This is a genomic window from Pseudomonas sp. Root562 (assembly GCF_001427125.1).
GTDB lineage: Bacteria > Pseudomonadota > Gammaproteobacteria > Pseudomonadales > Pseudomonadaceae > Aquipseudomonas.
Window position 1 is genome coordinate 42,076 of record NZ_LMGK01000023.1, and the last position, 24,605, is coordinate 66,680.

A 24,605-nucleotide genomic window follows, 5' to 3' on the forward strand; every position below is an offset into this window, starting at 1 on the left:
ATGCCCTTGAGCGAAATATTGATTCAACACCCGCTGGCGTTCGTAGTGATCGCCGGGGTGATCGGCCTGCTGGTCGGCAGCTTTCTCAACGTACTGGTGTGGCGCCTGCCGAAAATGCTCGAGCGCGAATGGCGCGTGCAGGCCCATGAAATCCTCGGCCTGCCCGGCGAATCGCCGCTGCCGACGTTCAACCTGATGCTGCCGCATTCCCATTGCCCACAGTGCGGCCACCGGATTCGCCCGTGGGAAAACATTCCACTGCTCAGTTTCCTGTTCCTGCGCGGGCGCTGCTCTGGCTGTGCAGCACCGATCAGCAAGCGTTATCCGCTGATCGAACTGGCCTGCGGCCTCGGGTCGGCATTCATTGCCTGGCATTTCGGTTTCGGCTGGCAAGCGTGCATGGCATTAGCTCTCAGCTGGGGCCTGTTGGCCATGAGCCTGATCGACGCCGAGCACCAACTGTTGCCGGATGTGCTGGTACTGCCCTTGCTGTGGCTGGGGTTGATCGTCAACAGTTTCGCTCTGTTCGTGCCGTTGCCTGATGCGTTGTGGGGCGCGATTGCCGGTTACATGGCGCTCTGGTCGGTGTTCTGGCTGTTCAAGCTGCTCACTGGCAAGGACGGCATGGGTCATGGAGATTTCAAGCTGCTGGCGATGTTTGGCGCCTGGGGCGGCTGGCAGATTCTGCCGCTGACGATCCTGTTGTCGTCCCTGGTGGGCGCTGTTGTTGGCGTGATTTACCTGCGTGTGCGCAACGCCAGAACGTCGACGCCGATCCCCTTTGGCCCCTATCTGGCAATTGCCGGCTGGATTGCCTTGCTCTGGGGTGGTCAAATAACCGACTTCTATTGGCAGTTTGTCGGTTTGAAATGAATACCCCTGTGGAAAAACCCTGGATTCTCGGCCTGACCGGCGGCATTGGCAGCGGCAAAAGCGCGGCTGCCCAGCATTTCATCGACCTGGGTGTGCACGCGGTCGATGCCGATCACGCCGCACGCTGGGTGGTGGAACCGGGCCGGCCAGCGCTGGCGAAAATCGCCGAACACTTCGGCCCCGGCGTATTGCAGGCCGATGGCCAACTGGATCGCGCCGCGTTGCGCAATCTGATCTTCGAAGTCCCGGATGAACGTCGCTGGCTGGAAGCCTTGCTGCATCCGCTGATCGGTGAAGAAATCGCCCATCACCTGGCACTGGCAAAATCACCTTACGCGATCCTGGTATCACCACTGCTGATCGAGTCCGGCCAATACGCGATGACCCAAAGGGTGCTGGTCATCGATGCCCCTGAACAGCTACAGATCGAACGCACCTTGCAGCGCGACAAGACCAGCGAACAGCAGGTCCAGGCGATTCTCAAGGCGCAGTCCAGCCGTCAGGATCGCATCAGCCATGCCGACGATGTGGTGGTCAATGACCGCGACCTCGCCTGGCTGCACAGCGAGGTCGAACGCCTGCATCACTTTTACCTAACTTTGCGTGGAGGCCAGTCATGAGCCAAACCCCAACCGTCGAATGCCCGACCTGCGGCGCCCCTGTGGAATGGAGTGCAGAGAGTAAATTCCGGCCGTTCTGCTCGGACCGTTGCAAACTCATCGACCTCGGCGCCTGGGCGTCGGAAGAGCATAAAATTCCGGTCGCCCCCGATGCCGAGGACGAACTGTTCAGCGGCGATTTCGATCCGCGCCACTGAGCCGTCGCAACGACGATCCCGGGCTCATCAAGACTTGGGATCGTCGTCCTTCCACGGCGCCGACAGATAGCGCGTGCGGTTGAAGGTCTCCAGCCACTCGGGACAGAACACCACCAACGCGCTGACCACCATGCCGTTGATGAACGCCTCCGGAAAAATGATCAGCCACAGGTAACCGACGAAATCTTCCAGCCAGTACGGCATGGCAAAACGTTCGTCGAACCACAGCAACCAAAGCGCAAGCAGCAGGCACAGTAACGCCGACAGAGCCGCCGCAAAAAATCCGGAAACGAAGATGTACACGAAGGGGTTACGCGGCTGCGCGCGCTCCACAAGGATTGCGCAGCATTCGGTCACCAGCACCGGCAAGGCGATCAACAAGGCGCCGTTGACCCCGACAGCGGCCAGGTCCTGACGCCCCAGCAGCACCAGCCCCATCTGCGCCACCAACCCGCCGACGAGTGCCAGCGGCCAGTCCAGCAGCAGGGTCACCGCCGTCATGCCGATGAAGTGGTAAGACACGCCGGTATCGAAATCGCGCCGTACCAACCACAACAGAAACAACGCGAACACCGTGCCGAACAGCAAATGCTGGCGACGACTGTCGGTGAACAGTTCGACCCAAGGCGCACGCGCAGCGGCCCAAATCAAAACCGGTACGTAGATCAACCAACCCACGGTGAGGGTTGCGCAAGACAGTAACTCGGCACCGATCATGACGGGGCGCACTCCCTTTTCTTGCCGTAGGCGGACAGGCCTCCAGTCTACACCGCCCCTTTCGATCTCATGCCCAATGCTGCAGATCGTCGATGACCGCCTCATACCTGGCGAACAATTTCGCCAACGCTGCACAGAGCAGGCCGTGATTGTTACGTTTTACGCAAGACTGCATCCGGCATTCGCCCCTTTATCGGACGCTGGCGAAGACTAAAATTTACCCATGAAACCGAACCGGAGCACGCCAGCATGAAAACGTTGATCAGCCTGTTGCTGACCGTCATCGCCACCTCGGCCATGGCTGCCGACAACCAACCTGCCGCGGTGATGTACAACCCGGCGCAGCCACTGGACATCGCCAAGGTGGTTTCGGTGTCCGACACAGCGACCGCCTGCGGGGTTGTACCGGCGACTATGGTGTACATCGATCATCAGGGCCAGACCCATCGCGTGACCTACGACGTCATGGGTGATTGCACCAGCAACCTGTGATCAGCGCTTCATAACAAGGTCCAGGTGTAACTGAAGATCAAGCGGTTCTCATCGATATCGCTGCGGTAGTTGGATCGCGCCATGGCATTGCGCACGCGTATGCCCAAACCCTTGAGACTGCCGCTCTGCAGCACATAGCCGATGTCCAGGTCTCGCTCGCGGTCCTTGCCTTCGAAGCCTTGCCCGGTATCGACATTGTTGCCACTGATGTAGCGCACGGTACTGGTCAGCCCCGGAACTCCGAGCGCCGCGAAATCATAGTCATAGCGCGCCTGCCAGGAACGTTCATCGGTGTAGGCGAACTCGTAGGTCGGCACTTCGTTGCCCAGCGGTGAGATGTTGGCAAACACCCGTGGGAACGCGCTGTCGCCAAACATGCCCTGATAGCCGACGTAAAACGTATGGCCACCACGCTTGGCCGACAGCAACGAGAAGAGCGCCTGGTTGTCGATGTTGCCCAGTAACTTTTTGCCGTCCTCGCGCGAATCGAAGTAACCGAGATTGGCGCCGAGAATCCAGTCGCCCAAAGGCTCACTGTGCTTCAGACCGAGGAAGCGCTGGTTGTAGATGTCTTCCAGCTGACCGTACCAGGCGCTGACCGAGGTGCGCTTTTCGTTGAAGGCGTAATCAGCACCGGCAAAATTGAACCCGTCACTGCTGGCCTGACGCTGCGGAACGTGGCCAAGCATGGCTTGCATCTTCTCATCGCCAGCCTCGTTGCGCAGGCTGGTTGAACGCAAATGACCACCTTGCAGGGTCAGGCCATTGATCTCGTTGGAAGTAATGCTTGCGCCCTGGTAACTCGGAGGCAGAAGGCGAATATCGCTGAACACCAATACCGGCAGATTGGGTTGCAGCTCACCGACTTTCAGCTCGGTTCTGGAGTAGCGCATTTTCAATGCGCCCTCCAGACGGCTGTAGTTGTCCGCCGCACGGCCGTCGTCCTGCACCGGCAACAAACCGGTATTGGTCCGGTCAGGGGCACTGTCGAGCTTGAGGCCGAGCAGGCCAATGACGTCCACACCGAAGCCGACGGTACCCTGGGTGTAACCGGATTTCACATTGAGAATGAAGCCTTGCGCCCACTCCTCGGCCTTCGATTGCCGGTTGGCGCCGACGATGTCGGAATAGTCACGGCTGAAGTAATAGTTGCGCGCCTGCAACGTCGCTGTGGTGTCTTCGATAAAGCCTTTTTCTGCGGCCATTGCGTCCGTGGAAAAACCCGAGACGAAAGCCAGGGACAACGCTGAACCGGTTGTTGGGAGACTCTGTTTCATTGCCTTTCTCTTATTGTTTTTGATCGACAGGTTGAAGAGCTTCAGTTGCATCGGATTCGCGACGGACGTTCAACAGCGCATGGGTGACCATGCCGAAAATCAATCCCCAAAACGCCGCGGACAAGCCATACAAAGACATGCCCGAGGCCGTGATCAGAAAGGTCACCAGCGCGGCTTCACGATCGCTCGGCACAGCCATCGCGCCCGTTAACGCCGAGGCAATGGCGGCGAACAACGCCAACCCGGCCAGCGCCGCGATCAACTCTTTGGGGAACGCCGAAAACAGCGAAACCAGCGTGGCACCGAAGATCCCGAGCAGCAGGTAGCAGAGGCCGCCCACAACCCCGGCTACATAGCGTTTGCGTGGGTCTTCGTGGGCTTCGCGACCGGTGCAGATCGCGGCGGTGATCGCCGCCAGATTCAGCCCATGGCAACCGAACGGCGCCAGCAGCGCCGTGCCCAGCGCACTGCTGGCGATGATCGGGCTGGCCGGCGTCGGATAACCGCTGGCGCGCAGCACCGCCATACCGGGCACGAACTGACCGGTCAGCGCCACCATCACCAGCGGCAAGGCGATGTTCAGGATTGCACCCAGGCTGAACTCGGGCGTGATCCACACCGGCGTGGCCAGGCCGATCACCAACGCTTCACGATGCAAATCGCCAGTGAATGCGGCAATCGAACAGCCCACCAGCAACACCATCATCACCGCATAACGCGGCATCACCCGCTTGCACACCAGGTAGCTGGCAAACATGGTCAGCACCAGCAACGGCTTGTGCTGCATCGACACAAACAACCCGGTACCGAAACTGAACAGGATCCCCGCCAGCATCGCCGCGGCAATGGCGGCGGGAAGCTTGCTGATGATCCGGTCAAAAGCTCCGGAAATGCCGACCAGGAAAATGATCAGGCTGCTCACCAGATAAGCGCCGACCGCCTGCGCCATGGAAATTTCCGGCAACAGCGCCACCAGCAACGCCGAGCCCGGCGCCGACCAGGCGATGATCACCGGGACGCGGTAGCGCAGGCTCAAACCGATTCCGAGCACAGCGCTGCCGATGGAGATCGCCCAGATCCAGGACGACAACACTTGCCGAGAAAGATCTGCCGCTTCAGCCGCCTGAAAGATGATCACCAGCGGCCCGGCGTAGGAAATCACCGTGGCGATGAATCCAGCCACGGCCGCTGATAGCGAGAAGTCCTGGAAAAACCGTTTCATGACTCAGGCACCGGTCGCTGGCAGCGCCGGGCTGACGCTCAAGGCGCTGCGACGGCTGCTGATGGCGAACACGGTCATGGCCAGGGCCGCCACCGCACCGGGCACGGCAAACGCCATGAAGTTCAGTTGCAGGGGCAGGCTGATCCCGAGCAAGGCACCGCCCAGCAGCGGACCGACAATGGCGCCGTTGCGTCCGATGCCCGAAGCCCAGCCCAGGCCGGTGGATCGAATGGTCATGGAGTAAAACTGCGCGGCGCAGGCGTACAACAGAATTTGCGAACCGATGGTAGTGGCGCCGGCAATGGCGATCAGCAGGTACAACACCGGCATCGGGCTGTTAAAGCCCAACAGGGTGATCGACACCGCCGCCATGGCAAAAAACCCCGCCAGCACTTTCGGCAGATTGAGTTTGTCGCCCAATACCCCGCCGCCCACAGCGCCGAAAATCGCCCCGAAATTCAATACCAGCAGGAACGACAAACTCGAACCCAGACTGTAACCGGCATTCGCCATCAGCTTCGGCAACCAGGAACTCAACGCGTAGACCATCAACAGGCAGCAGAAGAACGCCAGCCACAGCATCAGCGTACGCAACGCACGGCCCTCGCGGAACAGCTGCAACACCGGAGTGCCCGTGCCCTTCACTTCAGCCATGTGCAATTGATCAGACGTTTGCGCGACGTAAGCGGGATCAATGCGTTGCAGAACGTTGCGCGCCTCTTCATTTCGCCCCTGACGCAACATGAAGCCCACCGACTCCGGCAGGAAATACATGATCAGCGGCAACAACAGCAACGGCAGGATCGCTACGTAAAACACCGACTGCCAGCCGAAACTCGGGATCAGCACAATGCCCAGCCCAGCGGACAACATGCCGCCCACCGAGTAACCACTGAACATGATCGCTACCAGTGTGCTGCGGATTTTTTTCGGTGCGTACTCGTTCATCAGGGCCACGACATTGGGCATCACGCCACCAATGCCGAGGCCGGCAATGAAGCGGCAAATGCCGAACTCGGTGGGGTTTCGTGCAAAACCGTTGATCACGGTGAAGCCACTGAAGAGTATTACGCAGAGAGTGATGGCTTTCTTGCGGCCGATCCGGTCAGACAACGGGCCGAAGAACAGTGCGCCGAACATCATGCCGAACAGGGCATAGCTGCCCAGAGCACCGGCCTGCAGGGGACTGAGCCCCCACTCTTTCATCAGCATTGGCAAGACCACGCCGTAGATCACCAAATCGTAGCCGTCGAAGATGATGATCAGCGCACACCAGAACAGCACCATCCAGTGAAAGCGGTTGAAACGAGCGTTGTCGATAACCTCATGTACGTCGATCTTGCGCATGGCATATATCTCTTGTTGTTGTTTTTTTAGAGCGTCGGTAACACGGCTTACGTCCGTACAGCCGAGGGTAGAGCCAGCGGATACGCGGCAATATCCAGTGCGCGCAGATCACTATCCGTTTTGTGCAGCGCCCTGAAACGGGCATGGGAACGTGAGGAATCGGCCCTCCGCGACAAATTGTCTTCTTTGCGAACACATTTGGACGCTAAGCTTGGGCCTATGGATGACTCAGATTACTTACGCCTGCTGACCATCGCGGCCGAGCAAGCCAACGCGTTCCTGTCCAATGCCCGCAAATGGGAGCGTGAGCGTTGGGTCTGCCAACGCCTGCTGCAAGGGCTGAACATTCCCTATCGCGCCGACGAATTCGCCCCGGCCGGGGAACCGCCGGATGTGTTGTTTCGCGATGCCAGTTTCGAAGTGTTCTTCGTGCTCGATGAGGGCCGGCGCCTCAATGATGAGTGGCGCGATGAACTGCAACGTCGACGCAGTGCGTTTTCCCTGAGCCAACTGGTGCGTCGCGAGGCCAAGCCACGACGCATCCCGGCCAACGAGTTCCTGCTGCGGCTGGCGCCGACCTTGCGCAAAAAGGCGCATAACTACAAAGAACGCGGCATGGACCTGGGCGAACTGGACATCATTGCCTTCGCCAGCCTCAAGCGCGAGGTGCTGGACCTCAACAGCCATTTCCCGCCGCCCACCGAGTACCTGCGCCAGGGTTGGCGCTCGCTGTCGCTGGTGGGGCCTACATTCGCCCGTGTGCTGTTCGCCCATCCCGATGCACCGGACTTTCTGCGCAGCAACCTGGGACGCAGCATCGTGTTCGATGTAGGGATCAGCCTGTGAGTCCATTGCAGGAACTGATTGCCCAAGTCCCGCAAACCGGCCGCGTTCGCTGGATCGGCGTGCGCCCGGCACCGCACGTGCCAATGATCGAGCTGGATGCCGTGGAAGCCCGGCTCGAGGCCGGGTTGACCGGTGATCGCGCACGTCCCGGTGTGCGCAATGCGCGGCAGGTGACGCTGATTCAGTGGGAGCATCTGGCTGTGATCAGCTCATTGATGGGCCGCCCGGATGATCGACCGGTCAAGCCTGAGGATCTGCGGCGCAATCTCGTTATCAGCGGGATCAACCTGTTCAGTCTCAAGGGCCGGCGCTTTCGCATCGGCCAGGCGATTTTCGAAACCACCGGCTGGTGCCAACCGTGCGCTCGCCTGCAAAACAACCTCGGCCCAGGGACATTTCAGGCCGTACGCGGACATGGCGGGATCACTGCCCGAGTGTTACAAAGTGGCATCATCCGTCTGGACGATACGCTGAGCGTCGAGCCTGTTCCGGACACCGGCTATGCTCCGTTCAACGTTCGTTGAATCAGCCTGTAGCTTCTACACACTCAGCAACGTCTACCTGACGAGGCCTTTATGACCAGCCGCCTGAACCCCGACGACCAAAAGCATGTCGAAGAGTACCTGCAACTGTCCCAGCACCAAGTCGAGCGCCGACCTTTCCGGCCGTGGATGCTCCTTGTGCTGGTGCTGGCAGTGACCATTGGTTTGGGCCTGTTGAGCCGACTTATCAGTTACCTGACGCTATGAGCTGCCTCGCGCTCGCACGGGTAATTGCACCGATTTCCTTTAGCCTTGCGAGTTATCCCCATGTCCCATCGTATTGTCATTGTCGGCGGCGGCGCCGGCGGTCTGGAGTTGGCTACCCGTCTGGGTAAGACTCTGGGCAAGCGCGGTACGGCCAGCGTGATGCTGGTCGACGCGAACCTGACCCACATCTGGAAACCGTTGTTGCACGAAGTGGCGGCCGGGTCGCTGAACTCCTCCGAAGATGAACTCAACTATGTTGCCCAGGCCAAATGGAACCACTTCGAGTTTCAGTTGGGGCGCATGAGCGGGCTCGATCGTGCGAACAAGAAAATCCAGCTGGCTGCCACCTATGACGAAGCCGGGCTGGAACTGGTGCCCGCCCGCGAAGTACCTTACGACTCGCTGGTGATCTCCGTCGGCAGCACCACCAACGACTTCGGCACCTTGGGCGCGGCCCAGCACTGCCTGTTCCTCGATACCCGCAAACAAGCCGAACGCTTCCACCAGCAATTGCTCAACCACTACCTGCGCGCCCATGCCGGGCAGACCGACAAAGTCGAGCAGATCAGCGTGGCCATCGTCGGCGCCGGTGCCACCGGGGTCGAACTGGCCGCCGAACTGCACAACGCGGCACATGAGCTGGCAGCCTATGGCCTGGACCGGATCAAACCGGAAAACATGCACATCACCCTGATCGAAGCCGGGCCACGGGTACTGCCAGCGCTGCCGGAACGCATCGGCGGGCCTGTGCATAAAACCCTGGAGAAACTCGGGGTCAACGTGATGACCAACGCAGCGGTCAGCGAAGTGACGGCCGACAGCCTGATCACCGCCGACGGCAACGTGATCAAGGCCAGCCTGAAGGTCTGGGCGGCGGGGATTCGCGCACCGGGTTTCCTCAAGGACATCGACGGCCTGGAAACCAACCGCATCAATCAGCTGCAAGTACTGCCGACCCTGCAAACCACCCGCGACGAGAACATCTTCGCCTTCGGCGACTGCGCCGCCTGCCCGCAGCCGGGCAGCGACCGCAACGTACCGCCGCGAGCCCAGGCTGCGCACCAACAAGCGTCACTGCTGGCCAAATCGCTGAAGCTACGGATCGAAGGCAAGGCGCTGCCGGAATACAAGTACACCGACTACGGCTCGCTGATCTCGCTGTCGCGTTTTTCGGCAGTCGGTAATTTGATGGGCAACCTCACCGGCAGCGTAATGCTTGAAGGCTGGTTGGCGCGGATGTTTTACGTTTCGCTGTATCGTATGCACCAGATGGCGCTGTACGGGCCGTTCCGTACGGCAATGCTGATGCTGGGCAGCAAGATCGGACGTGGGACTGAGCCACGGCTCAAGCTGCACTAAAACACGCCAATCCCTGAGGGAGCGGGCTTGCCCGCGATTGCGGTGTCTCAGTCGACATCTTCGCTGAATGACCCACCGCAATCGCTGGCAAGCCAGCTCCCACAAGTTTTTATGGTGTTCGAGAGCGTTTTTCGAAGACAAAAAAAATCCCCGTATCTTTCGATACGAGGATTTTTAATATGGTCGGGGTAAGGGGATTCGAACTCCTGACATCCTGCTCCCAAAGCAGGCGCGCTACCGGACTGCGCTATACCCCGGTAAAAAAAAGGCACCTTCGAAAGGCGCCTTCTGCGAACAGAGCTTTTGGCGTCTGATCTTAAGATTCGATCCCAGCGCTAACTGGTTTCAAAAATGGTGGGTCGTGTGGGATTCGAACCTACGACCAATTGGTTAAAAGCCAACTGCTCTACCAACTGAGCTAACGACCCAAAAATGGTCGGGGTAAGGGGATTCGAACTCCTGACATCCTGCTCCCAAAGCAGGCGCGCTACCGGACTGCGCTATACCCCGGTTTGAAATTGGCTCCGTGACCAGGACTCGAACCTGGGACCCAATGATTAACAGTCATTTGCTCTACCGACTGAGCTATCACGGAACTACATATTTCAATTTACAACATTGAAGCTTTACTGCGTTCTCTTCGACTCGTTCGCATCGCTGCGTTCGTGTGTCTGAGGCGCGCTATTCTACAATCTTCAGCACCTCTGTCAACCCCCTAAATTGCTTTCAAGTTAATGATTTGCAACTTATTTTGGATTCCTGCTTGGGGAGCAAAAACCCTGGCGGGTGACTGACTGCGGGGCGCACTTTACAAGCCTTTTCCTTTGAGTTCAACAGCCTAACGAAAAAAAGGCCTCGCAATGCGAGGCCTTTTCATTTTTGCTGCCGCCGAGGATCAGACGAAGACGATTTCGTCGTTTTCCACCACACCGTGGGCTGTGTCGCCTGGCATGAATCGGCCCGACAGAATCAGCTGTGCCAGCGGGTTCTCGATCCAGCGCTGAATCGCTCGCTTGAGCGGCCGAGCGCCATACACCGGGTCGTAACCCACCGCGATGAGCTTATCCATCGCCTCAGGGCTGAGCTCGAGTTTGAGCTCACGTTCAGTCAGACGACTACGCAGACGACCCAACTGGATCTCGGTAATGCCGGCGATCTGATCCCGCGCCAACGGTTCGAAGATCACCACTTCGTCGACCCGGTTGATGAACTCAGGCCGGAAGTGCGTGGAAATCGCATCCATTACCGCCGCACGCTGTGCTTCACGATCACCGACCAGTTCCTGGATCTGCACCGACCCCAGGTTGGAAGTCATGACGATCACAGTGTTCTTGAAGTCCACCGTGCGGCCATGGCTATCCGTCAGGCGACCGTCTTCAAGCACTTGCAGCAAGACGTTGAACACATCCGGGTGCGCCTTCTCGACTTCGTCCATGAGGATCACCGAGTAAGGCTTGCGACGCACCGCCTCGGTCAGATACCCGCCTTCTTCGTAGCCGACATAGCCTGGTGGCGCCCCGATCAAGCGAGCCACGGAATGTTTCTCCATGAATTCGGACATGTCGATCCGCACCATCGCCTCTTCAGTGTCAAAGAGGAACTCGGCCAGCGCCTTGCACAGCTCGGTTTTACCGACACCGGTAGGGCCGAGGAACATGAACGAGCCGCTCGGCCGGTTCGGGTCGGACAACCCGGCGCGGGAACGCCGTACCGCGTTGGAAACCGCGACCACCGCTTCGTCCTGGCCAATCACACGCTGGTGCAACAGGCTTTCCATCTTCATCAGTTTTTCGCGCTCGCCTTCGAGCATCTTCGACACGGGAATACCGGTCCACTTCGAAACAACTTCGGCGATCTCTTCTTCAGTCACCTTGCTGCGCAGCAACTGGTTTTCCGCTTTGCCATGCTGGTCGACCATTTGCAGGCTGCGTTCCAGGTCCGGGATCACCCCGTACTGCAATTCCGCCATGCGGTTCAGGTCGCCCTTGCGGCGAGCGGTTTCCAGTTCCTGGCGGGACTGTTCGATCTTTTGCTGGATCTGCGCAGAACCCTGCACCTCGGCTTTTTCCGAATTCCAGATTTCTTCGAGGTCCGAGTACTCGCGCTCATGCCGAGCGATTTCTTCCTGGAGTTTTTCCAGACGTTTCTTCGCTGCGTCGTCGCTTTCTTTCTTCAGCGCCTGGGATTCCACCTTCAGTTGAATCAGGCGACGCTCGAGTCGGTCCAGCACTTCGGGCTTGGAATCGATCTCCATGCGGATGCGGCTGGCAGCCTCGTCGATCAGGTCGATGGCCTTGTCCGGCAATTGCCGGTCAGTGATGTAGCGATGACTGAGCTTGGCCGCCGCGATGATCGCACCGTCGGTGATCGCCACCTTGTGGTGAACCTCGTAGCGCTCTTTCAGGCCACGCAGGATGGCAATGGTGTCCTCTTCGCTCGGTTCGTCCACCAACACTTTCTGGAAGCGCCGTTCGAGAGCGGCATCCTTCTCTATATATTGGCGGTACTCATTGAGCGTGGTAGCGCCGACGCAATGCAATTCACCGCGCGCCAGGGCCGGCTTGAGCATGTTGCCTGCATCCATCGAGCCTTCGCCCTTACCGGCGCCAACCATGGTATGCAGCTCGTCGATGAACAGAATGATCTGTCCTTCCTGCTTCGACAGTTCGTTGAGCAATGCCTTGAGCCGCTCTTCGAACTCACCGCGATATTTGGCACCGGCAATCAACGCCCCCATGTCCAGGGACAACAGGCGTTTGCCCTTGAGGCCATCCGGCACTTCACCATTGATGATGCGCTGGGCCAGGCCTTCGGCGATCGCGGTTTTACCCACGCCAGGTTCACCAATCAGCACCGGGTTGTTTTTGGTGCGGCGTTGCAGCACCTGAATCGTACGGCGGATTTCGTCGTCGCGGCCGATCACCGGATCAAGCTTGCCCTCTTCAGCACGCTTGGTCAGGTCGACGGTGTATTTGTCCAGCGCCTGACGCGCCTCCTCGTGGTTCGGGTCGTTGACGGCCTCGCCACCGCGCAGGTTGTTGATCGCGTTTTCCAAAGCCTTTTTGCTCACGCCCTGACCGAGCAACAGCTTGCCGAGCTTGCTGTTTTCGTCCATGGCGGCGAGCAGGACCAGCTCGCTGGAGATGAACTGGTCGCCCTTCTGCTGAGCCAGACGGTCAGCCTGGTTGAGCAGACGCGCCAGATCCTGCGACATATTGACGTCGCCGGTCGGGTTCTGGATTTTCGGCAGTTGGTCGAGCTCTTTGGTCAGCTCTTTACGCAGGCTGTTGACGTCGAAGCCCACCTGCATCAGCAGGGGCTTGATCGAGCCGCCCTGCTGTTCGAGCAAGGCCTGCATCAAGTGCGCCGGCTCGATGGCCGGATGATCGAGGCCGACGGCCAGGGATTGGGCATCGGACAACGCCAACTGCAATTTGCTGGTTAAACGGTCTATACGCATGGGTCACCTTCCTTTTGAGCAGGCCGGACCTATAAAACATCCTGAATGAAGAAACCTGCCAGATACCGTTATAGATGCGGTCGATTCTGGGAGTTTCAAGCATCAATACATTGATGCAGATCAGAGAAGCTTAGCGGGCGAGCCAGATCAAGGAGGCGAACCGACCGGTGCGAGGGGCCCGGCGGTAAGAATAGAAACGCGGGTCGGTCACGGTACAGAAACCGCCACCGTAGACAGCGGTGACGCCGCGAGCAGCCAGGCGCAGACGCGCAAGCCTATAGATGTCGGCCATGAACTTGCCGGGGTTTTGACTCGGCACGAAGGCTTCAGCCGCCTGCGGCAATTGCTGCACGAAGGTTTCGCGCACTTCCGGGCCGACTTCAAAGGCTTGCGGGCCAATGGCTGGACCGAGCCAGACCAATACTTCGGCAGGTGGCACCGCCAGACTGTCGAGGGTGGCTTCCAGCACGCCAGCCGCCAACCCGCGCCAACCGGCATGGGCTGCAGCAACGCGGGTACCGGCACGATCGCAAAACAGCGCAGGCAGGCAATCGGCGGTCATCGCCGCGCAGGCGACGCCCGGCGTTGAGGTCCAGCTGGCGTCAGCCGTGTCCACCCGGCCCGGATCGGCATGGGCCACGACAATGCCGTGGACCTGCTGCAGCCAGGCCGGTTGAATAGAGAAATGATCGGTAAGACGACGGCGATTTTCGGCGACGGCCTCAGGGCTGTCGCCGACGTGATCGCCGAGGTTGAGGCTGTCGAACGGCGCCAGACTGACGCCGCCCGCACGGGTGGTCACACAGGCTTTGACCCCGGCCGGCGCGGGCCAGTCAGGAATCAGCCAGTCACTCATCCGATGAACGCCTCGCGGTCTTGCTTGAGCAGGGTCAGCAACCAGACGAAATCTTCCGGCAGCGGCGACTCCCAACTCATGCGCTCACCGGTCGTCGGGTGATCCAGCTCCAGGAACCGTGCATGCAGTGCCTGACGCGGGAAGTTTTTCAGCGACTCGACCATGGTCGGGTTGGCTGCCGGCGGAATCCGGAAACGACCGCCGTAGGCAGGATCTCCGACCAACGGGAAGTTGATGTGGGCCATGTGTACGCGAATCTGGTGCGTACGACCGGTCTCCAGCTTCACCCGCACGTGAGTGTGGGAGCGGAAACGCTCAAGCACGCGGTAGTGGCTGACGGCCTGCTTGCCCCCCTCCATTACCGCCATGCGCTGGCGCTGCTGGCCGTGGCGACCGATTGGCGCGTTGATCTTGCCGCCAGCCGTTACCACACCGATCACGATGCATTCATAGATGCGGCTGACGCTGCGGCTCTGCAACTGTGTAACCAGCTGCGTCTGCGCCTGAATGGTCTTGGCCACCACCATCAGACCGGTGGTGTCCTTGTCCAGGCGATGCACGATACCGGCGCGGGGCACATTGATGATGTCCGGTACATGGTGCAGCAGGGCGTTGAGCAAGGTGCCGTCGGCGTGACCGGCAGCCGGATGCACCACCAGGCCCGCAGGCTTGTTGATCACCAGGATTTCGTCGTCTTCGTAGACGATGTCCAGGGCTATGTCTTGAGCGACCCATTCGCCCTGAGCTTCCTGCTCGGCAGTGAGTTCAAGAATGGCGCCACCATGAACGATGTCTCGCGGGCGGATAACCGCCCCATCCACAGTCAGGCGGCCGTCTTTGATCCAGGCGGAAAGGCGCGAGCGCGAGTGCTCAGCGAATAATTGTGCGGCGACTTGATCGAGGCGTTGGCCGCCCAATTCGGACGGCACCTCTGCGCGAAGTTCAATTTTATCGGACATGCTCAGACTAGGCGTCGGCACAGCCTTTGGTTTCGGCTGCGCGCTTGTGGTTAAATACGGCGTCTTTTGCCCCGAGGCTATTCAACGGGGCGCTCATCATAACAGGACGGCCACGCCCAAGACAGCGGCCGTCATAGGGACGCAAGCCGCCATGCAAGTGAAACACCTGCTGCTGATCGCCATCCTCGCATTGACCGCTGCTTGCTCATCGAAGGAAGTCGTAGACGAAAACCTGAGTGAAGTCGAGTTGTACCAACAGGCTCAAGCCGACCTGGACAACAACAGCTACACCAGCGCCACCGCCAAGCTGAAGGCTCTGGAATCGCGTTATCCGTTCGGTCGTTATGCCGATCAGGCTCAACTCGAGCTCATCTACGCCAACTACAAGAACGCGGAACCCGAGGCTGCAAAAGCCGCTGCGGAGCGTTTCATTCGTCTGCATCCGCAGCACCCGAATGTCGATTACGCTTATTACCTCAAGGGCCTGACTTCTTTCGACCAGGACGTTGGTCTGCTGTCGCGCTTCCTGCCGCTGGACATGACCAAGCGTGACCCGGGTGCCGCGCGCGACTCCTACAACGAGTTCGCCCAGCTGACCAGCCGCTTCCCGAACAGCCGCTACTCGCCTGACGCCAAGCAGCGCATGATCTACCTGCGCAACCTGCTGGCAGCCTACGAAATCCACGTTGCCGACTATTACCTGACCCGTCAGGCCTATGTCGCTGCGGCAAACCGTGGGCGCTATGTGGTGGAAAACTTCCAGGAAACCCCATCGGTCGCCGACGGCCTGGCGGTGATGACCGAGGCCTACCAGCGTCTGCATCTCGACGAACTGGCCGCCACCAGCCTTGAAACCCTGAAACTCAACTACCCGAACCACCCATCGTTGGTGGACGGTCAGTTCGTACCGTCGGTTGACGAAGCCGACAACCGTTCGTGGCTGAGCAAGGCCACCCTGGGCCTGATCGAATCCCGTCCGCCGCTGCCGCCGGGAGAAACCCGCGCCAACCAGGACGTGCAGAAGCAGTTCCAGGACGCGAAGGACGCCATTCCGAACGAACTCAAGCCTAAAGACGCAGATGGCGAAGTGATCGAGGAAGAGGAACACGAAGCTGAAGGCAACAACGAAGACCGTTCGTGGTTCAGCTACATGACCTTCGGCGTGTTCGACTGACACGACCGGCGGTACAAAAGGGAGACGCTTGAGTCTCCCTTTTTTATTGGGTTTTTTTTGTGGTTGGCGAATGCGCTGTGCGCCTGTCATGTCCCCGGCTAAACTGCCTGTTCATCAGCCAATAAAGCAGCTCATCATGCTTCGTATACTCTTCTGGATCGCCGTGATTGCCGCCGCGGTGTGGTTCTGGCGCAAGTACAAGGGCCAGGCCTCCTCTCCCAAATCCAATGCCGAGCTGGAAGCAGCGCCAATGGTCCGTTGTGCTCATTGCGGTGTGCACCTGCCACGCGATCGCGCACTGAACCTTCAACAACAGTGGTATTGCAGCCAGGCTCATCTTGAGCAAGGCCCCGGTTCCAGTGATCGCTGAGGCATCCAGTCACAGCGACAAGCAGGCCCAGCGCCTGCTGCGCCTCTATCATCTCTACCGTTTAAGCGTCGGCATCATCCTGGTGCTGCTGATCTCCAGCAACATGGATAATCGGTTGCTGACGTCAGCCAACGACGATTTACTGCGCATTGGCAGTTGGTTGTACCTGGTGCTGAATATTGTGCTGGTGGTCTTCTTCGAGAACACCCGTCGACCGGCACAACTGTTCAGCCTGGCACTGCTCGATATCTTTCTGCTGTGCGGCCTGTTCTACGCCGGCGGCGGTGTGGCGAGCGCCATCGGCAACTTGCTGATCGTCTCAGTGGCCATCAGCAATACCTTGTTGCGAAGGCGCATCGGCCTGTTGATTGCCGCCCTCGCAGCGATCGGCATCGTCGGTTCAAGCTTGCTGTTGAATTTCAGCCATCGCGCCAGTCCCAACGACTATTTGCAAGTCAGTACCCTCGGCGCCCTGTGTTTTGCCGCAGCGTTGCTGGTACAGGGCCTGGCCCGACGCCTGGAAGTCAGCGAAACGCTGGTGGAGCAGAAGGCCAGCGAAGTCATCGGCCTCGAAGCACTCAATGCGCTGATCCTGCAACGCATGCGCACCGGCATCCTGGTGCTCGACGATCAGCGCCGAGTGCAATTGGCCAATCACGGCGCCTTGACCCTGCTGGGTTGTGATCGCCTTGAAGGCCGACTGATCGACGAGCTCCTACCGTCGCTCGTCGAGCGTCTGCACCTGTGGCTCAACAACCCGACGCTGCGCCCCCAGAGCCTTAAAATCGCCAGCAGCGGCATGGAGCTGCAACCCAGCTTCATCGCCCTGGACCCGAGCCCACAACACCAGACCCTGGTTTTTCTCGAAGATATCGCGCAAATCGCCCAACAAGCCCAACAAATGAAACTCGCCGCCCTTGGCCGCCTGACCGCCGGTATCGCCCATGAAATACGCAATCCGCTGGGCGCCATCAGTCACGCCGCACAGCTATTGCGAGAATCAGAGGAACTGAACAGCGCCGATCAACGTCTGACGCAGATTATTCAAGACCACTCTCAACGAATGAATCGGGTAATCGAAAACGTCCTGCAAATGTCCCGCCGCCAACAAACCGTGGCGCAGCGCCTCGACCTGAAGCCGTGGCTGCAACAGTTCGTCACTGAAATTCGCGAGGCCGCGACCGAGCGTCAACAGATACACCTGAACATCGGCCCCGGCGACTTCAAGACGTTGATGGACCCGGACCAATTGCACCAGATCATCGACAACCTGATACGCAACGCCTGGCGCCACAGCGCGCAAAACCACGACCTGGCGCAAGTCTGGCTTGAATTGTTCATTGATCCCGACAGCCAGTTGCCGATCCTCGAAGTGCTCGATGACGGGGCCGGTGTGACGCCGGACCATCAGGCGCAACTGTTCGAACCGTTTTTCACCACCAGCCACCAGGGCACCGGCCTTGGGCTGTATCTGTCCCGTGAGTTGTGCGAAAGCAACCAGGCACGCCTAGACTTCAAACCACGCCAAGGCGGCGGCTGCTTTCGCATCACCTTTGCTCACGGACGGAAACAAAGTTGAATATGAGCCCACGGCAAAAAGTCCTGATCGTCGACGACGAACCGGACATCCGCGAACTCCTGGAAATCACCCTGGGACGGATGAAACTCGATACCTACAGTGCGCGTAACGCGAGCGAGGCCCTGGCTCTGCTCAAGCGTGAAACATTCGATCTGTGCCTGACCGACATGCGCCTGCCCGATGGCACCGGCCTGGAGCTGGTGCAGCACATCCAGCAACGTTATCCACAGATCCCGGTGGCCATGATCACGGCGTATGGCAACGTTGATACGGCAATCAACGCGCTCAAGGCCGGCGCTTTCGACTTTCTGACCAAACCGGTGGATCTCAACCGCTTGCGGGAACTGGTCAACAGCGCCCTGCTCCTGCCCTCTCCTGGCGTCGCCATCGACCGACGGTTGTTGGGCGATTCGTTGCCCATGCGCAACTTGCGCAAGCAGATCGACAAATTGGCGCGCAGCCAGGCTCCGGTGTACATCAGCGGCGAATCCGGTAGCGGCAAGGAGTTGGTGGCGCGGCTGATCCATGACCGTGGCCCACGTGCCAACCAACCCTTTATCCCGGTCAATTGCGGAGCGATCCCGTCGGAACTGATGGAAAGCGAGTTTTTCGGGCATCGCAAAGGCAGCTTCAGCGGCGCCATCGAAGACAAGCCCGGCCTGTTCCAGGCTGCGCATGGCGGCACGCTGTTTCTCGACGAGGTGGCTGACCTGCCGCTGCCAATGCAGGTCAAACTGCTGCGGGCGATCCAGGAAAAAGCCGTACGCAGCGTCGGCGGCCAGCAGGAAGAGGTGGTCGATGTGCGCATTCTTTGCGCCACGCATAAAGACCTTGGTGGCGAAGTCGCCGCGGAACGCTTTCGCCAGGACCTCTACTACCGTTTGAACGTGATCGAGCTACGAGTGCCGCCCCTGCGCGAACGCCGTGACGACATCGAGCCATTGGCCAGCCACGTACTCAAACGGTTGGCAGCCGATACGGGTCAAGCGCCGGCAAAACTGCACCCGCAAGCACTCGACGCACTGAAAAATTACCGTTTCCCCGGTAATGTGCGGGAACTGGAAAACATGCTCGAACGAGCGCACACCCTCTGCGAAAACAAACAGATCGAGGCCGGCGACCTGCGATTGGCCGAGGGTAATTGCACGCCTGAGGGCGGGGTGCCGGATCTGACGCAAATCGACAATCTGGAAATGTATCTGGAAAACGTCGAGCGCCAGCTGATTCTTCAGGCACTGGAAGAAACCCGCTGGAACCGCACGGCGGCGGCTCAGCGGTTGAATCTTTCATTCAGGTCGATGCGTTACAGGCTGAAAAAATTAGGGTTGGATTGAGGGCCCCCATCGCGGGCAAGCCCGCGATGGCAATCTGACAAGCAACTAATTCCTGACGGTCAAATCCGCCCGGACGGAGCATACGGCGCCGGGTCAATAATCGGATCGCGATCCAACATCACATCGGCAAACAACTGGCACGACGCTGGCGCCAGCACCAGCCCATTGCGGAAATGCCCGCAGTTGAGCCACAAGCCTTCAAACCCGGGCACCCGGCCAATGTAGGGAATACCTTGCGGCGAACCCGGGCGCAAACCGGCCCAATGCCCGACCACTTTGGCATCCGCCAACGCCGGGATCAGCTCAATCGCCGAGGCCTTGAGGCTCTCCAGCGCCGATTCGGTTGGCGTCTTGTCGTAGCCTTCATACTCCAGCGTACTGCCGATCAGAATGTGCCCGTCGCGTCGGGGAATCGCGTAACGCCCCTTGGCCAGCACCATGCTCGGCAGAAAATCCGCCGCGCACTTGTAGAGAATCATCTGCCCTTTCACCGGCTCGACCGGCAATTCCAGGCCCAGGCCCTTGAGCAAATCACCGCTCCAGGCACCCGCGGTCAAGACCACTTGATCGCCATGAATCGCACCGCCAGAAGTCTGTACACCGACGACTTTTTCACCTTCGCGAATAAAGCCACTGACCGCGCACTGCTCATGAATCGTCACGTTCGGCAGTGCCTGCAGTGCTGCCTTGAGCGATTTCACCAAACGCGGATTGCGTACATTGGCTACATCAGCCATGTAGATGGCCCGGGAAAAACCACCGCCCAGCACCGGCACCGCATCGTGCGCCGCCGAGATATCCACAGCCCGCAACGGACGGTTCTCGCGCACTGCCCAGGCCAGCGCCTCGGCCTCGTCATCCAGATCGAGCCAATACAGACCGGTGGTATGCACCTCTGGATCGACCCCGGTGGCAGCAAACAAGCGCTCACCCAGCTGTGGATAAAAGTCCTGGGACCAATGAGCCAGCGCGGTAACTGCCGGGTTGTAACGCCATGGATAGAGCGGCGAAACAATGCCGCCACCCGCCCAGGACGACTCCTGACCGACATTCGAACGGTCCAGCAGCACAACGCTCTGCACTTCGGACGCGAGATTGAATGCCGTCAGCAGGCCGATTACCCCGCCACCGACAATCACCACTTGCTGTTGCCTGTTCATATTGTGATCCAACCGATAAATAGACAGTGGACGCAAAAGGCGCCCGAAAAACCTCAGCGACCCCAGCAGTCCTTGGTGGTCAGGCCGGCCGTGGCGTTGACCATGCCGCGCACGCCTGTATTAGTGATCGTGAAATCACCGCACTTGTCGGTCGCCATGGCTGTACCGGCCTTGCGCACCGCCGTCAGCAGGAAAGTCTGGTCGGTCAGGGTCGACGTGATGGTGTAGTAATCATTGCCAGGGCTCAGGCCGGCAACGCCGGTATACACATTCTTTTGTGTATAGAAACGCTCGAGAATCTGCGCCTGCTCGGAAAGCAGGCCGGCCACTTCGGCACGACGGCCCTTCTTCAGGTACTCGGTGAAACTGGGTGCAGCGATGGTCATGACAATCCCGATGATCGCAATCACGATCATGATTTCGATCAGGGTAAAACCGCGGTTGGATCTGTGCATGCCTCAACTCTCACTTACTGTATTTGTCGCCACATGATGCGACGGCTGCCACCGCCGGATTTTTCCACCAGCGTGGTAATGCCGCCACTGGAATCGTTCACCACTTTGCGTGTCCCGCCATTGACGATGGCGTTCAAGGTCGGATTGCCTCCGGTGAAAATAACACCCGCGGACACGGTATCGTTGCTGTCGACCACGCCGTCGCTATTGGTGTCGAGCACCGCATAGTTGAGCATCTTACCGCTGAACGCATCGAGTTCGACCAGTTTGCCGGTGCCGAAGCTCGCGCACGGGTCCGTGGTGTCGACACTGGCCGTGGTAAAGACGATCCGACCCAGTATCAGATTGGCCTGATTGATCACCCGTTCACCGGTCAACACGTTGTTGTACACCAATGGCAGGTACCAGCCCTTTTCCGCTGGATAAGTCACCTCGTTCTGGCTGGTGGTGATGAACTGACCTGAGCTACCCGAGAACACACCCGTCACCGCCTGAGCCTGCAAGCTCGAGGTGGTGATCTGCCCGGAACCACCGTCCGCATCCCAAACCGCGTAGAACGCCTGCAAATCCTTGTTGGTCTTGTCCGCCGTTTCGTTGAATTTTCCGCTGCCGAAAAATACCACTTTGCCACCCAGCGAGTTATCCGCCAGCAAGGGTTGCGCGGTGATGGGCTGGGTCGTACCACCCGCCGTGGTGAACAACGGCTTGCCGGAAAACGCCACGCCCCAGGTGTCGGTAGAAGTACCGCTCAAGTCAAACTTCCACAGCCGCCCCTTCAAATCCCCGCCATAAGCGGCCTGCACCACGTTCTGCGAGTTGACCCTGAGCTTCACCGAGGACAAACCGTTGCTGGTCTCGCTGCCGTCGACGACGATTTTCTTGATCAGCGAGCCGTCGCGGACATCCACTACGTACAGGGCTGCGACCCCGGAGTTGCTGCCGTAGCCGTTGGAAATGAACGCAGCCCAACGACCGTCGGCCAAGCGTGCCACTTCCGGACGGGCGTAGGCATAACCCAGATCATTGAAAGCGTTTGCGGTGTTTGCGCTGGTCGGCGCGCTGATTTCCCACAACGCTCTGGTCGCATTGCCCGCCGAGGCATCGAACAGTTGCAAGGCGTAGAAGGTCCGCCCTCCCGCCCCGGTGCCACCAAGCGCCAGGGTTTTCCAGGCACTGTTGAGTTGGGCATCGAACACGCCCACCTGCCCGTCCACCAGGAACTTGTGGCTGACGCCGTTGATGTAGCCGGTATCGGCGATGTAGCGCAGCGACGGCAACACACTCGACGGCATGTAGGCGTAGCGTCGTGCGCCGCTGGTGGAGTTGATGACGTTAACGAAACCGTCGTTGGCGTTGACCACCAGGCTGGCATTCATGTTGGCCGCTTTGGTGGCCAGATAAGCGCTGTAGGTGCTGTCGCCGGAAAGGTCGGAGGCGGTTTTGTCCGTGGGTGACGCCAGGACCAGCGGCGAGTTGATGATATCCCCCAGCAACACACTGCGTACTTTCAACCCGGTCTTGTTGGTGCCCTTGCTCCACTCCACCAGATCGCTGCCGGTGATACCGCTGGGCAGGCCTTGATTGAGGGTGGTTTGTTGCGCTGTGGAGAAGTTGGCATAGGCCAACGTCACGACGGTGTTGGTTTGACTGTTCCAGGACTGATAGATCGGCGCCGTGGCGCCAGGCACGATGGCCGTGTCGGTGGTCCACTGCACCGCACTGGTGTTGACCGTGCCACTGGCGGTGAAGCCGTAGGACTTGATGGTGCCGCGCCAATCCTTGGGGTCATAGCTGGTTTGAAAGAAGCTGCTACCGCTGCCGAGAATCGTCCCACTGGTCACGCCACTGCCACCGGACCCCGCCTTGGAAGTGATTTCGCTCAGCGCGGAGGACAGCGCGGCATTCAGTCCGGTGCTGTCGGTAGCCTGATAGTACTTGCCCTGACCGTAGTTGGCAGCATCCGACAGCATCTGGTTCGCCGCGGTGAAACCCACGGTGTAGGTGTTCATGTTTTGCTTGGGGAAATCTGTCGCGTTCCAGCTTTTGCCGGCCAGATCGGTTCCGGTGGAGCGCATGTCGATGTCGAAGGCGAATTTGGCGATGTCGTCCAGATAGAGGGTGTCGCCCTCGCCGTCACCGCTGAGGTTGTCACCGTCGTTGGCGCTGTTGCCGTCCCAGTTCGGCAGACGAGTGCCACCCAGCGGATCGTTGGTGGGAAACGTCCGGTCGTAGGTGGGCAAACCGTCGGTAATGACCACCCCGTAGTTCTTCTGGCAGCGATACTGGATCGGGCTGGTATAGGTCGCCGGCGTGGAGTTGTAGTACGGCGCCATGCCGCGCATGTATCGCGTCACTTCGTAATAGGCTTCCGCCAACGGTGTGTTGGCCACGGCACTCAAGCCATTGATCGAGGCAATCAGCGCGTTGTAGTTGGCATCCACCGACAGATCGCTGACCGCCCGGGCGATGTAGCCACCGTTGCCCGGGTTATTGCTGATGGGGGAATTGAACGTCGCAAGTCCGATACGCAATGAGCGATTGCTGGTGACCAGATTCTTCGAGACATCCTGAGCGACGCTGATCCGATACTCATCGGGAATTGCATTGGCGCCCGAGGTGAAATCCCGGCTCGAACCGTTGGCCAGCCCCAACAGATACGCCAGATAATTTGCGGTATACCGGGTGTTTTCATTGCCGACCGGGTCGGGCAGTTTCAGGCAAATCGGTGTCAGCCCGAGAAAGCCTCGATAGAAACCGTACCAATTGCCGTTGTTCGGGCAACCGCCCCGGTTCAGGCTCGACAGGGAAATATTGGTGTCGCTCATGTCCAGGTTCTGGCCACTGAGGCATGACGAGTTGGAACCGCAGATCGCGATCTGCGCGCGATTGACCGTGGGATCGAATCCCGGCGCCCAGATGATGTTATTCATGCTCCCTGAATCGTCGATCATCAACATCACGTTTGGCGCGACCGCTGCGGCGCTTAACAAAGGTGAGTCCGAAGGCGTGAAGGCGTAGGTCGGTGCCGCCAGATACAGGCCCAAAACAGCACCGCAAATTAACTGCCAATGCCGCGTGCGCCTTTCAGTACTTCGCATAAATGCTCTCCACCACACTGCGCGAGTTGCCCGCGATGCCCACGGCAGTTACCCGGTACAAGGTTGCCGAGGTGTTGCTCGGCACGTTCACCGCCGTCAGGGTGGTGCCAATGTTTTGCACCCCGTAGAAGCCATTGCCCGAAGCGATCCAGGTCACCCCTGAGGTTGAATTGAAACCGGCAGCCTTGATGGTCGATGACTCGGCCGGCGGCGCACATTGGCTGGTGCCGCTGCACACTGCCAGTGTGAAGCTCTCGAGTTGCACTGCGCTTTCACCCACGCGCAACGCCGCTTCGGCGGTCTGGAATGACTGATTGCGCAGGCTTACGCTGCCGGCCATTTTTTCTTGCAAGGTGGCGTTCTGCATCGATGAAATGCCGATTAGCGTCAGCAATAGCAAGAAAACCAGGCTGACCAGCAATGCCATGCCGCGCTGGGCGTGAAACGCCATCATTTGTCCC

The 24,605-nt window shown here is 59.4% G+C and carries 23 protein-coding genes and 4 tRNA genes; 12 read left to right on the forward strand and 15 right to left on the reverse strand.

Annotation, left to right across the window (positions count from 1 at the left end; genetic code table 11):
• Genes ASD60_RS19750 through yacG form a run of 3 tightly spaced genes read left to right on the forward strand, consistent with a single transcriptional unit; the run spans position 1 to position 1,690 of the window.
• Positions 1-873 carry a prepilin peptidase gene (locus ASD60_RS19750; protein WP_056855637.1) on the forward strand — a complete coding sequence of 291 codons (873 nt, stop codon included), beginning with the start codon at positions 1-3 and terminating at the stop codon, positions 871-873.
• A complete protein-coding gene (gene coaE, locus ASD60_RS19755; RefSeq protein ID WP_056855638.1) occupies positions 870-1,493 on the forward strand; it encodes a dephospho-CoA kinase in 624 nt (207 codons plus the stop codon). Before ASD60_RS19750 ends, coaE begins: the two co-directional genes overlap by 4 nt.
• Entirely contained in the window at positions 1,490-1,690 is a 201-nt protein-coding gene (yacG, locus tag ASD60_RS19760; RefSeq protein ID WP_056855639.1) for a DNA gyrase inhibitor YacG, read from the forward strand. The genes coaE and yacG overlap by 4 nt, the downstream gene beginning before the upstream one ends.
• A 27-nt stretch (positions 1,691-1,717) precedes the next feature.
• Here yacG and ASD60_RS19765 read toward each other — a convergent pair whose 3' ends face one another.
• Positions 1,718-2,407: an energy-coupling factor ABC transporter permease gene (locus tag ASD60_RS19765; RefSeq protein ID WP_056855640.1), complete on the reverse strand. Its 690-nt coding sequence runs from the start codon at positions 2,405-2,407 to the stop codon at positions 1,718-1,720.
• Between the two features lie 249 nt (positions 2,408-2,656).
• Between ASD60_RS19765 and ASD60_RS19770 the strand changes: the two genes are divergently transcribed.
• Positions 2,657-2,899 (forward strand): DUF2790 domain-containing protein, encoded by a 243-nt coding sequence (locus tag ASD60_RS19770; RefSeq protein WP_056855641.1) that lies wholly within the window; start codon positions 2,657-2,659, stop codon positions 2,897-2,899.
• An 8-nt stretch (positions 2,900-2,907) separates the two neighbouring features.
• Here ASD60_RS19770 and ASD60_RS19775 read toward each other — a convergent pair whose 3' ends face one another.
• From ASD60_RS19775 to ASD60_RS19785, 3 genes are read right to left on the reverse strand one after another with little or no spacing between them, the layout of a single operon-like run.
• A complete protein-coding gene (locus tag ASD60_RS19775) occupies positions 2,908-4,176 on the reverse strand; it encodes an OprD family porin (RefSeq protein ID WP_056855642.1) in 1,269 nt (422 codons plus the stop codon).
• Positions 4,177-4,186: 10 nt separating this feature from the next.
• The gene (locus ASD60_RS19780; RefSeq protein WP_056855643.1) at positions 4,187-5,398 is read right to left on the reverse strand and encodes a benzoate/H(+) symporter BenE family transporter; all 1,212 of its coding nucleotides are present in this window, start codon (positions 5,396-5,398) and stop codon (positions 4,187-4,189) included.
• Positions 5,399-5,401: 3 nt separating this feature from the next.
• Positions 5,402-6,745 carry an aromatic acid/H+ symport family MFS transporter gene (locus ASD60_RS19785; protein ID WP_056855644.1) on the reverse strand — a complete coding sequence of 448 codons (1,344 nt, stop codon included), beginning with the start codon at positions 6,743-6,745 and terminating at the stop codon, positions 5,402-5,404.
• Between the two features lie 219 nt (positions 6,746-6,964).
• Here ASD60_RS19785 and ASD60_RS19790 point away from each other — a divergent pair, with 219 nt between their 5' ends.
• From ASD60_RS19790 to ASD60_RS19805, 4 genes are read left to right on the forward strand one after another with little or no spacing between them, the layout of a single operon-like run.
• Positions 6,965-7,591 (forward strand): DUF1780 domain-containing protein, encoded by a 627-nt coding sequence (locus ASD60_RS19790; protein ID WP_007970534.1) that lies wholly within the window; start codon positions 6,965-6,967, stop codon positions 7,589-7,591.
• Entirely contained in the window at positions 7,588-8,115 is a 528-nt protein-coding gene (locus tag ASD60_RS19795) for an MOSC domain-containing protein (RefSeq protein WP_056855645.1), read from the forward strand. Before ASD60_RS19790 ends, ASD60_RS19795 begins: the two co-directional genes overlap by 4 nt.
• A 51-nt stretch (positions 8,116-8,166) precedes the next feature.
• Complete coding sequence (locus ASD60_RS19800) at positions 8,167-8,340, forward strand: DUF3094 domain-containing protein (RefSeq protein WP_007970531.1); 174 nt, start codon at positions 8,167-8,169, stop codon at positions 8,338-8,340.
• Between the two features lie 60 nt (positions 8,341-8,400).
• A complete protein-coding gene (locus ASD60_RS19805; RefSeq protein WP_056855646.1) occupies positions 8,401-9,699 on the forward strand; it encodes an NAD(P)/FAD-dependent oxidoreductase in 1,299 nt (432 codons plus the stop codon).
• A 180-nt stretch (positions 9,700-9,879) separates the two neighbouring features.
• Here the strand turns inward: ASD60_RS19805 and ASD60_RS19810 are convergent.
• The 7 genes from ASD60_RS19810 to rluD form a co-directional block, all read right to left on the reverse strand.
• A tRNA-Pro gene (locus ASD60_RS19810) sits at positions 9,880-9,956 on the reverse strand.
• A gap of 95 nt (positions 9,957-10,051) precedes the next feature.
• Positions 10,052-10,127: transfer RNA gene (locus ASD60_RS19815), tRNA-Lys, on the reverse strand.
• Between the two features lie 5 nt (positions 10,128-10,132).
• A tRNA-Pro gene (locus ASD60_RS19820) sits at positions 10,133-10,209 on the reverse strand.
• Positions 10,210-10,218: 9 nt separating this feature from the next.
• A tRNA-Asn gene (locus tag ASD60_RS19825) sits at positions 10,219-10,294 on the reverse strand.
• Between the two features lie 300 nt (positions 10,295-10,594).
• A complete protein-coding gene (gene clpB, locus ASD60_RS19830; RefSeq protein ID WP_056855647.1) occupies positions 10,595-13,159 on the reverse strand; it encodes an ATP-dependent chaperone ClpB in 2,565 nt (854 codons plus the stop codon).
• A gap of 130 nt (positions 13,160-13,289) precedes the next feature.
• Positions 13,290-14,015, reverse strand: a complete 726-nt coding sequence (pgeF, locus tag ASD60_RS19835; RefSeq protein WP_056855648.1) for a peptidoglycan editing factor PgeF — start codon at positions 14,013-14,015, stop codon at positions 13,290-13,292.
• Entirely contained in the window at positions 14,012-14,974 is a 963-nt protein-coding gene (rluD, locus tag ASD60_RS19840; RefSeq protein WP_056855649.1) for a 23S rRNA pseudouridine(1911/1915/1917) synthase RluD, read from the reverse strand. The genes pgeF and rluD overlap by 4 nt, the downstream gene beginning before the upstream one ends.
• Positions 14,975-15,125: 151 nt before the next feature.
• On the opposite strand from rluD, the gene ASD60_RS19845 reads away from it, so the two are divergent.
• From ASD60_RS19845 to ASD60_RS19860, 4 genes are all read left to right on the forward strand, one after another.
• The gene (locus ASD60_RS19845; protein WP_056855650.1) at positions 15,126-16,148 is read left to right on the forward strand and encodes an outer membrane protein assembly factor BamD; all 1,023 of its coding nucleotides are present in this window, start codon (positions 15,126-15,128) and stop codon (positions 16,146-16,148) included.
• A 136-nt stretch (positions 16,149-16,284) separates the two neighbouring features.
• Positions 16,285-16,518, forward strand: a complete 234-nt coding sequence (locus ASD60_RS19850) for a PP0621 family protein (protein ID WP_056855651.1) — start codon at positions 16,285-16,287, stop codon at positions 16,516-16,518.
• Positions 16,508-18,097, forward strand: coding sequence for a sensor histidine kinase (locus ASD60_RS19855; RefSeq protein ID WP_056855652.1), 1,590 nt, complete (start codon positions 16,508-16,510; stop codon positions 18,095-18,097). The genes ASD60_RS19850 and ASD60_RS19855 overlap by 11 nt, the downstream gene beginning before the upstream one ends.
• A gap of 2 nt (positions 18,098-18,099) precedes the next feature.
• Entirely contained in the window at positions 18,100-19,431 is a 1,332-nt protein-coding gene (locus tag ASD60_RS19860; RefSeq protein WP_056855653.1) for a sigma-54-dependent transcriptional regulator, read from the forward strand.
• Between the two features lie 59 nt (positions 19,432-19,490).
• On the opposite strand, the gene thiO is transcribed toward ASD60_RS19860, so the two are convergent.
• From thiO to ASD60_RS19880, 4 genes are read right to left on the reverse strand one after another with little or no spacing between them, the layout of a single operon-like run.
• On the reverse strand, positions 19,491-20,591 hold the full coding sequence (thiO, locus tag ASD60_RS19865) for a glycine oxidase ThiO (RefSeq protein WP_056855654.1): 1,101 nt from the start codon (positions 20,589-20,591) through the stop codon (positions 19,491-19,493).
• A gap of 53 nt (positions 20,592-20,644) precedes the next feature.
• Positions 20,645-21,046 (reverse strand): type IV pilin protein, encoded by a 402-nt coding sequence (locus ASD60_RS19870; protein ID WP_056855655.1) that lies wholly within the window; start codon positions 21,044-21,046, stop codon positions 20,645-20,647.
• Between the two features lie 14 nt (positions 21,047-21,060).
• Positions 21,061-24,144: a pilus assembly protein gene (locus ASD60_RS19875; RefSeq protein ID WP_056855656.1), complete on the reverse strand. Its 3,084-nt coding sequence runs from the start codon at positions 24,142-24,144 to the stop codon at positions 21,061-21,063.
• The gene (locus tag ASD60_RS19880; RefSeq protein ID WP_130907843.1) at positions 24,131-24,598 is read right to left on the reverse strand and encodes a pilus assembly PilX family protein; all 468 of its coding nucleotides are present in this window, start codon (positions 24,596-24,598) and stop codon (positions 24,131-24,133) included. The genes ASD60_RS19875 and ASD60_RS19880 overlap by 14 nt, the downstream gene beginning before the upstream one ends.
• Between the last annotated feature and the right edge of the window lie 7 nt (positions 24,599-24,605).

Excerpts from the sequence above, each read along its gene's own strand:
- ASD60_RS19750 (WP_056855637.1), top strand. The coding sequence starts at position 1 with ATGCCCTTGAGCGAAATATTGATTCAACACCCGCTGGCGTTCGTAGTG.
- coaE (WP_056855638.1), top strand. The coding sequence starts at position 870 with ATGAATACCCCTGTGGAAAAACCCTGGATTCTCGGCCTGACCGGCGGC.
- yacG (WP_056855639.1), top strand. The coding sequence starts at position 1,490 with ATGAGCCAAACCCCAACCGTCGAATGCCCGACCTGCGGCGCCCCTGTG.
- ASD60_RS19765 (WP_056855640.1), bottom strand. The coding sequence starts at position 2,407 with ATGATCGGTGCCGAGTTACTGTCTTGCGCAACCCTCACCGTGGGTTGG.
- ASD60_RS19770 (WP_056855641.1), top strand. The coding sequence starts at position 2,657 with ATGAAAACGTTGATCAGCCTGTTGCTGACCGTCATCGCCACCTCGGCC.
- ASD60_RS19775 (WP_056855642.1), bottom strand. The coding sequence starts at position 4,176 with ATGAAACAGAGTCTCCCAACAACCGGTTCAGCGTTGTCCCTGGCTTTC.
- ASD60_RS19780 (WP_056855643.1), bottom strand. The coding sequence starts at position 5,398 with ATGAAACGGTTTTTCCAGGACTTCTCGCTATCAGCGGCCGTGGCTGGA.
- ASD60_RS19785 (WP_056855644.1), bottom strand. The coding sequence starts at position 6,745 with ATGCGCAAGATCGACGTACATGAGGTTATCGACAACGCTCGTTTCAAC.
- ASD60_RS19790 (WP_007970534.1), top strand. The coding sequence starts at position 6,965 with ATGGATGACTCAGATTACTTACGCCTGCTGACCATCGCGGCCGAGCAA.
- ASD60_RS19800 (WP_007970531.1), top strand. The coding sequence starts at position 8,167 with ATGACCAGCCGCCTGAACCCCGACGACCAAAAGCATGTCGAAGAGTAC.
- ASD60_RS19805 (WP_056855646.1), top strand. The coding sequence starts at position 8,401 with ATGTCCCATCGTATTGTCATTGTCGGCGGCGGCGCCGGCGGTCTGGAG.
- clpB (WP_056855647.1), bottom strand. The coding sequence starts at position 13,159 with ATGCGTATAGACCGTTTAACCAGCAAATTGCAGTTGGCGTTGTCCGAT.
- pgeF (WP_056855648.1), bottom strand. The coding sequence starts at position 14,015 with ATGAGTGACTGGCTGATTCCTGACTGGCCCGCGCCGGCCGGGGTCAAA.
- rluD (WP_056855649.1), bottom strand. The coding sequence starts at position 14,974 with ATGTCCGATAAAATTGAACTTCGCGCAGAGGTGCCGTCCGAATTGGGC.
- ASD60_RS19845 (WP_056855650.1), top strand. The coding sequence starts at position 15,126 with ATGCAAGTGAAACACCTGCTGCTGATCGCCATCCTCGCATTGACCGCT.
- ASD60_RS19850 (WP_056855651.1), top strand. The coding sequence starts at position 16,285 with ATGCTTCGTATACTCTTCTGGATCGCCGTGATTGCCGCCGCGGTGTGG.
- ASD60_RS19860 (WP_056855653.1), top strand. The coding sequence starts at position 18,100 with ATGAGCCCACGGCAAAAAGTCCTGATCGTCGACGACGAACCGGACATC.
- thiO (WP_056855654.1), bottom strand. The coding sequence starts at position 20,591 with ATGAACAGGCAACAGCAAGTGGTGATTGTCGGTGGCGGGGTAATCGGC.
- ASD60_RS19870 (WP_056855655.1), bottom strand. The coding sequence starts at position 21,046 with ATGCACAGATCCAACCGCGGTTTTACCCTGATCGAAATCATGATCGTG.
- ASD60_RS19875 (WP_056855656.1), bottom strand. The coding sequence starts at position 24,144 with ATGCGAAGTACTGAAAGGCGCACGCGGCATTGGCAGTTAATTTGCGGT.
- ASD60_RS19880 (WP_130907843.1), bottom strand. The coding sequence starts at position 24,598 with ATGATGGCGTTTCACGCCCAGCGCGGCATGGCATTGCTGGTCAGCCTG.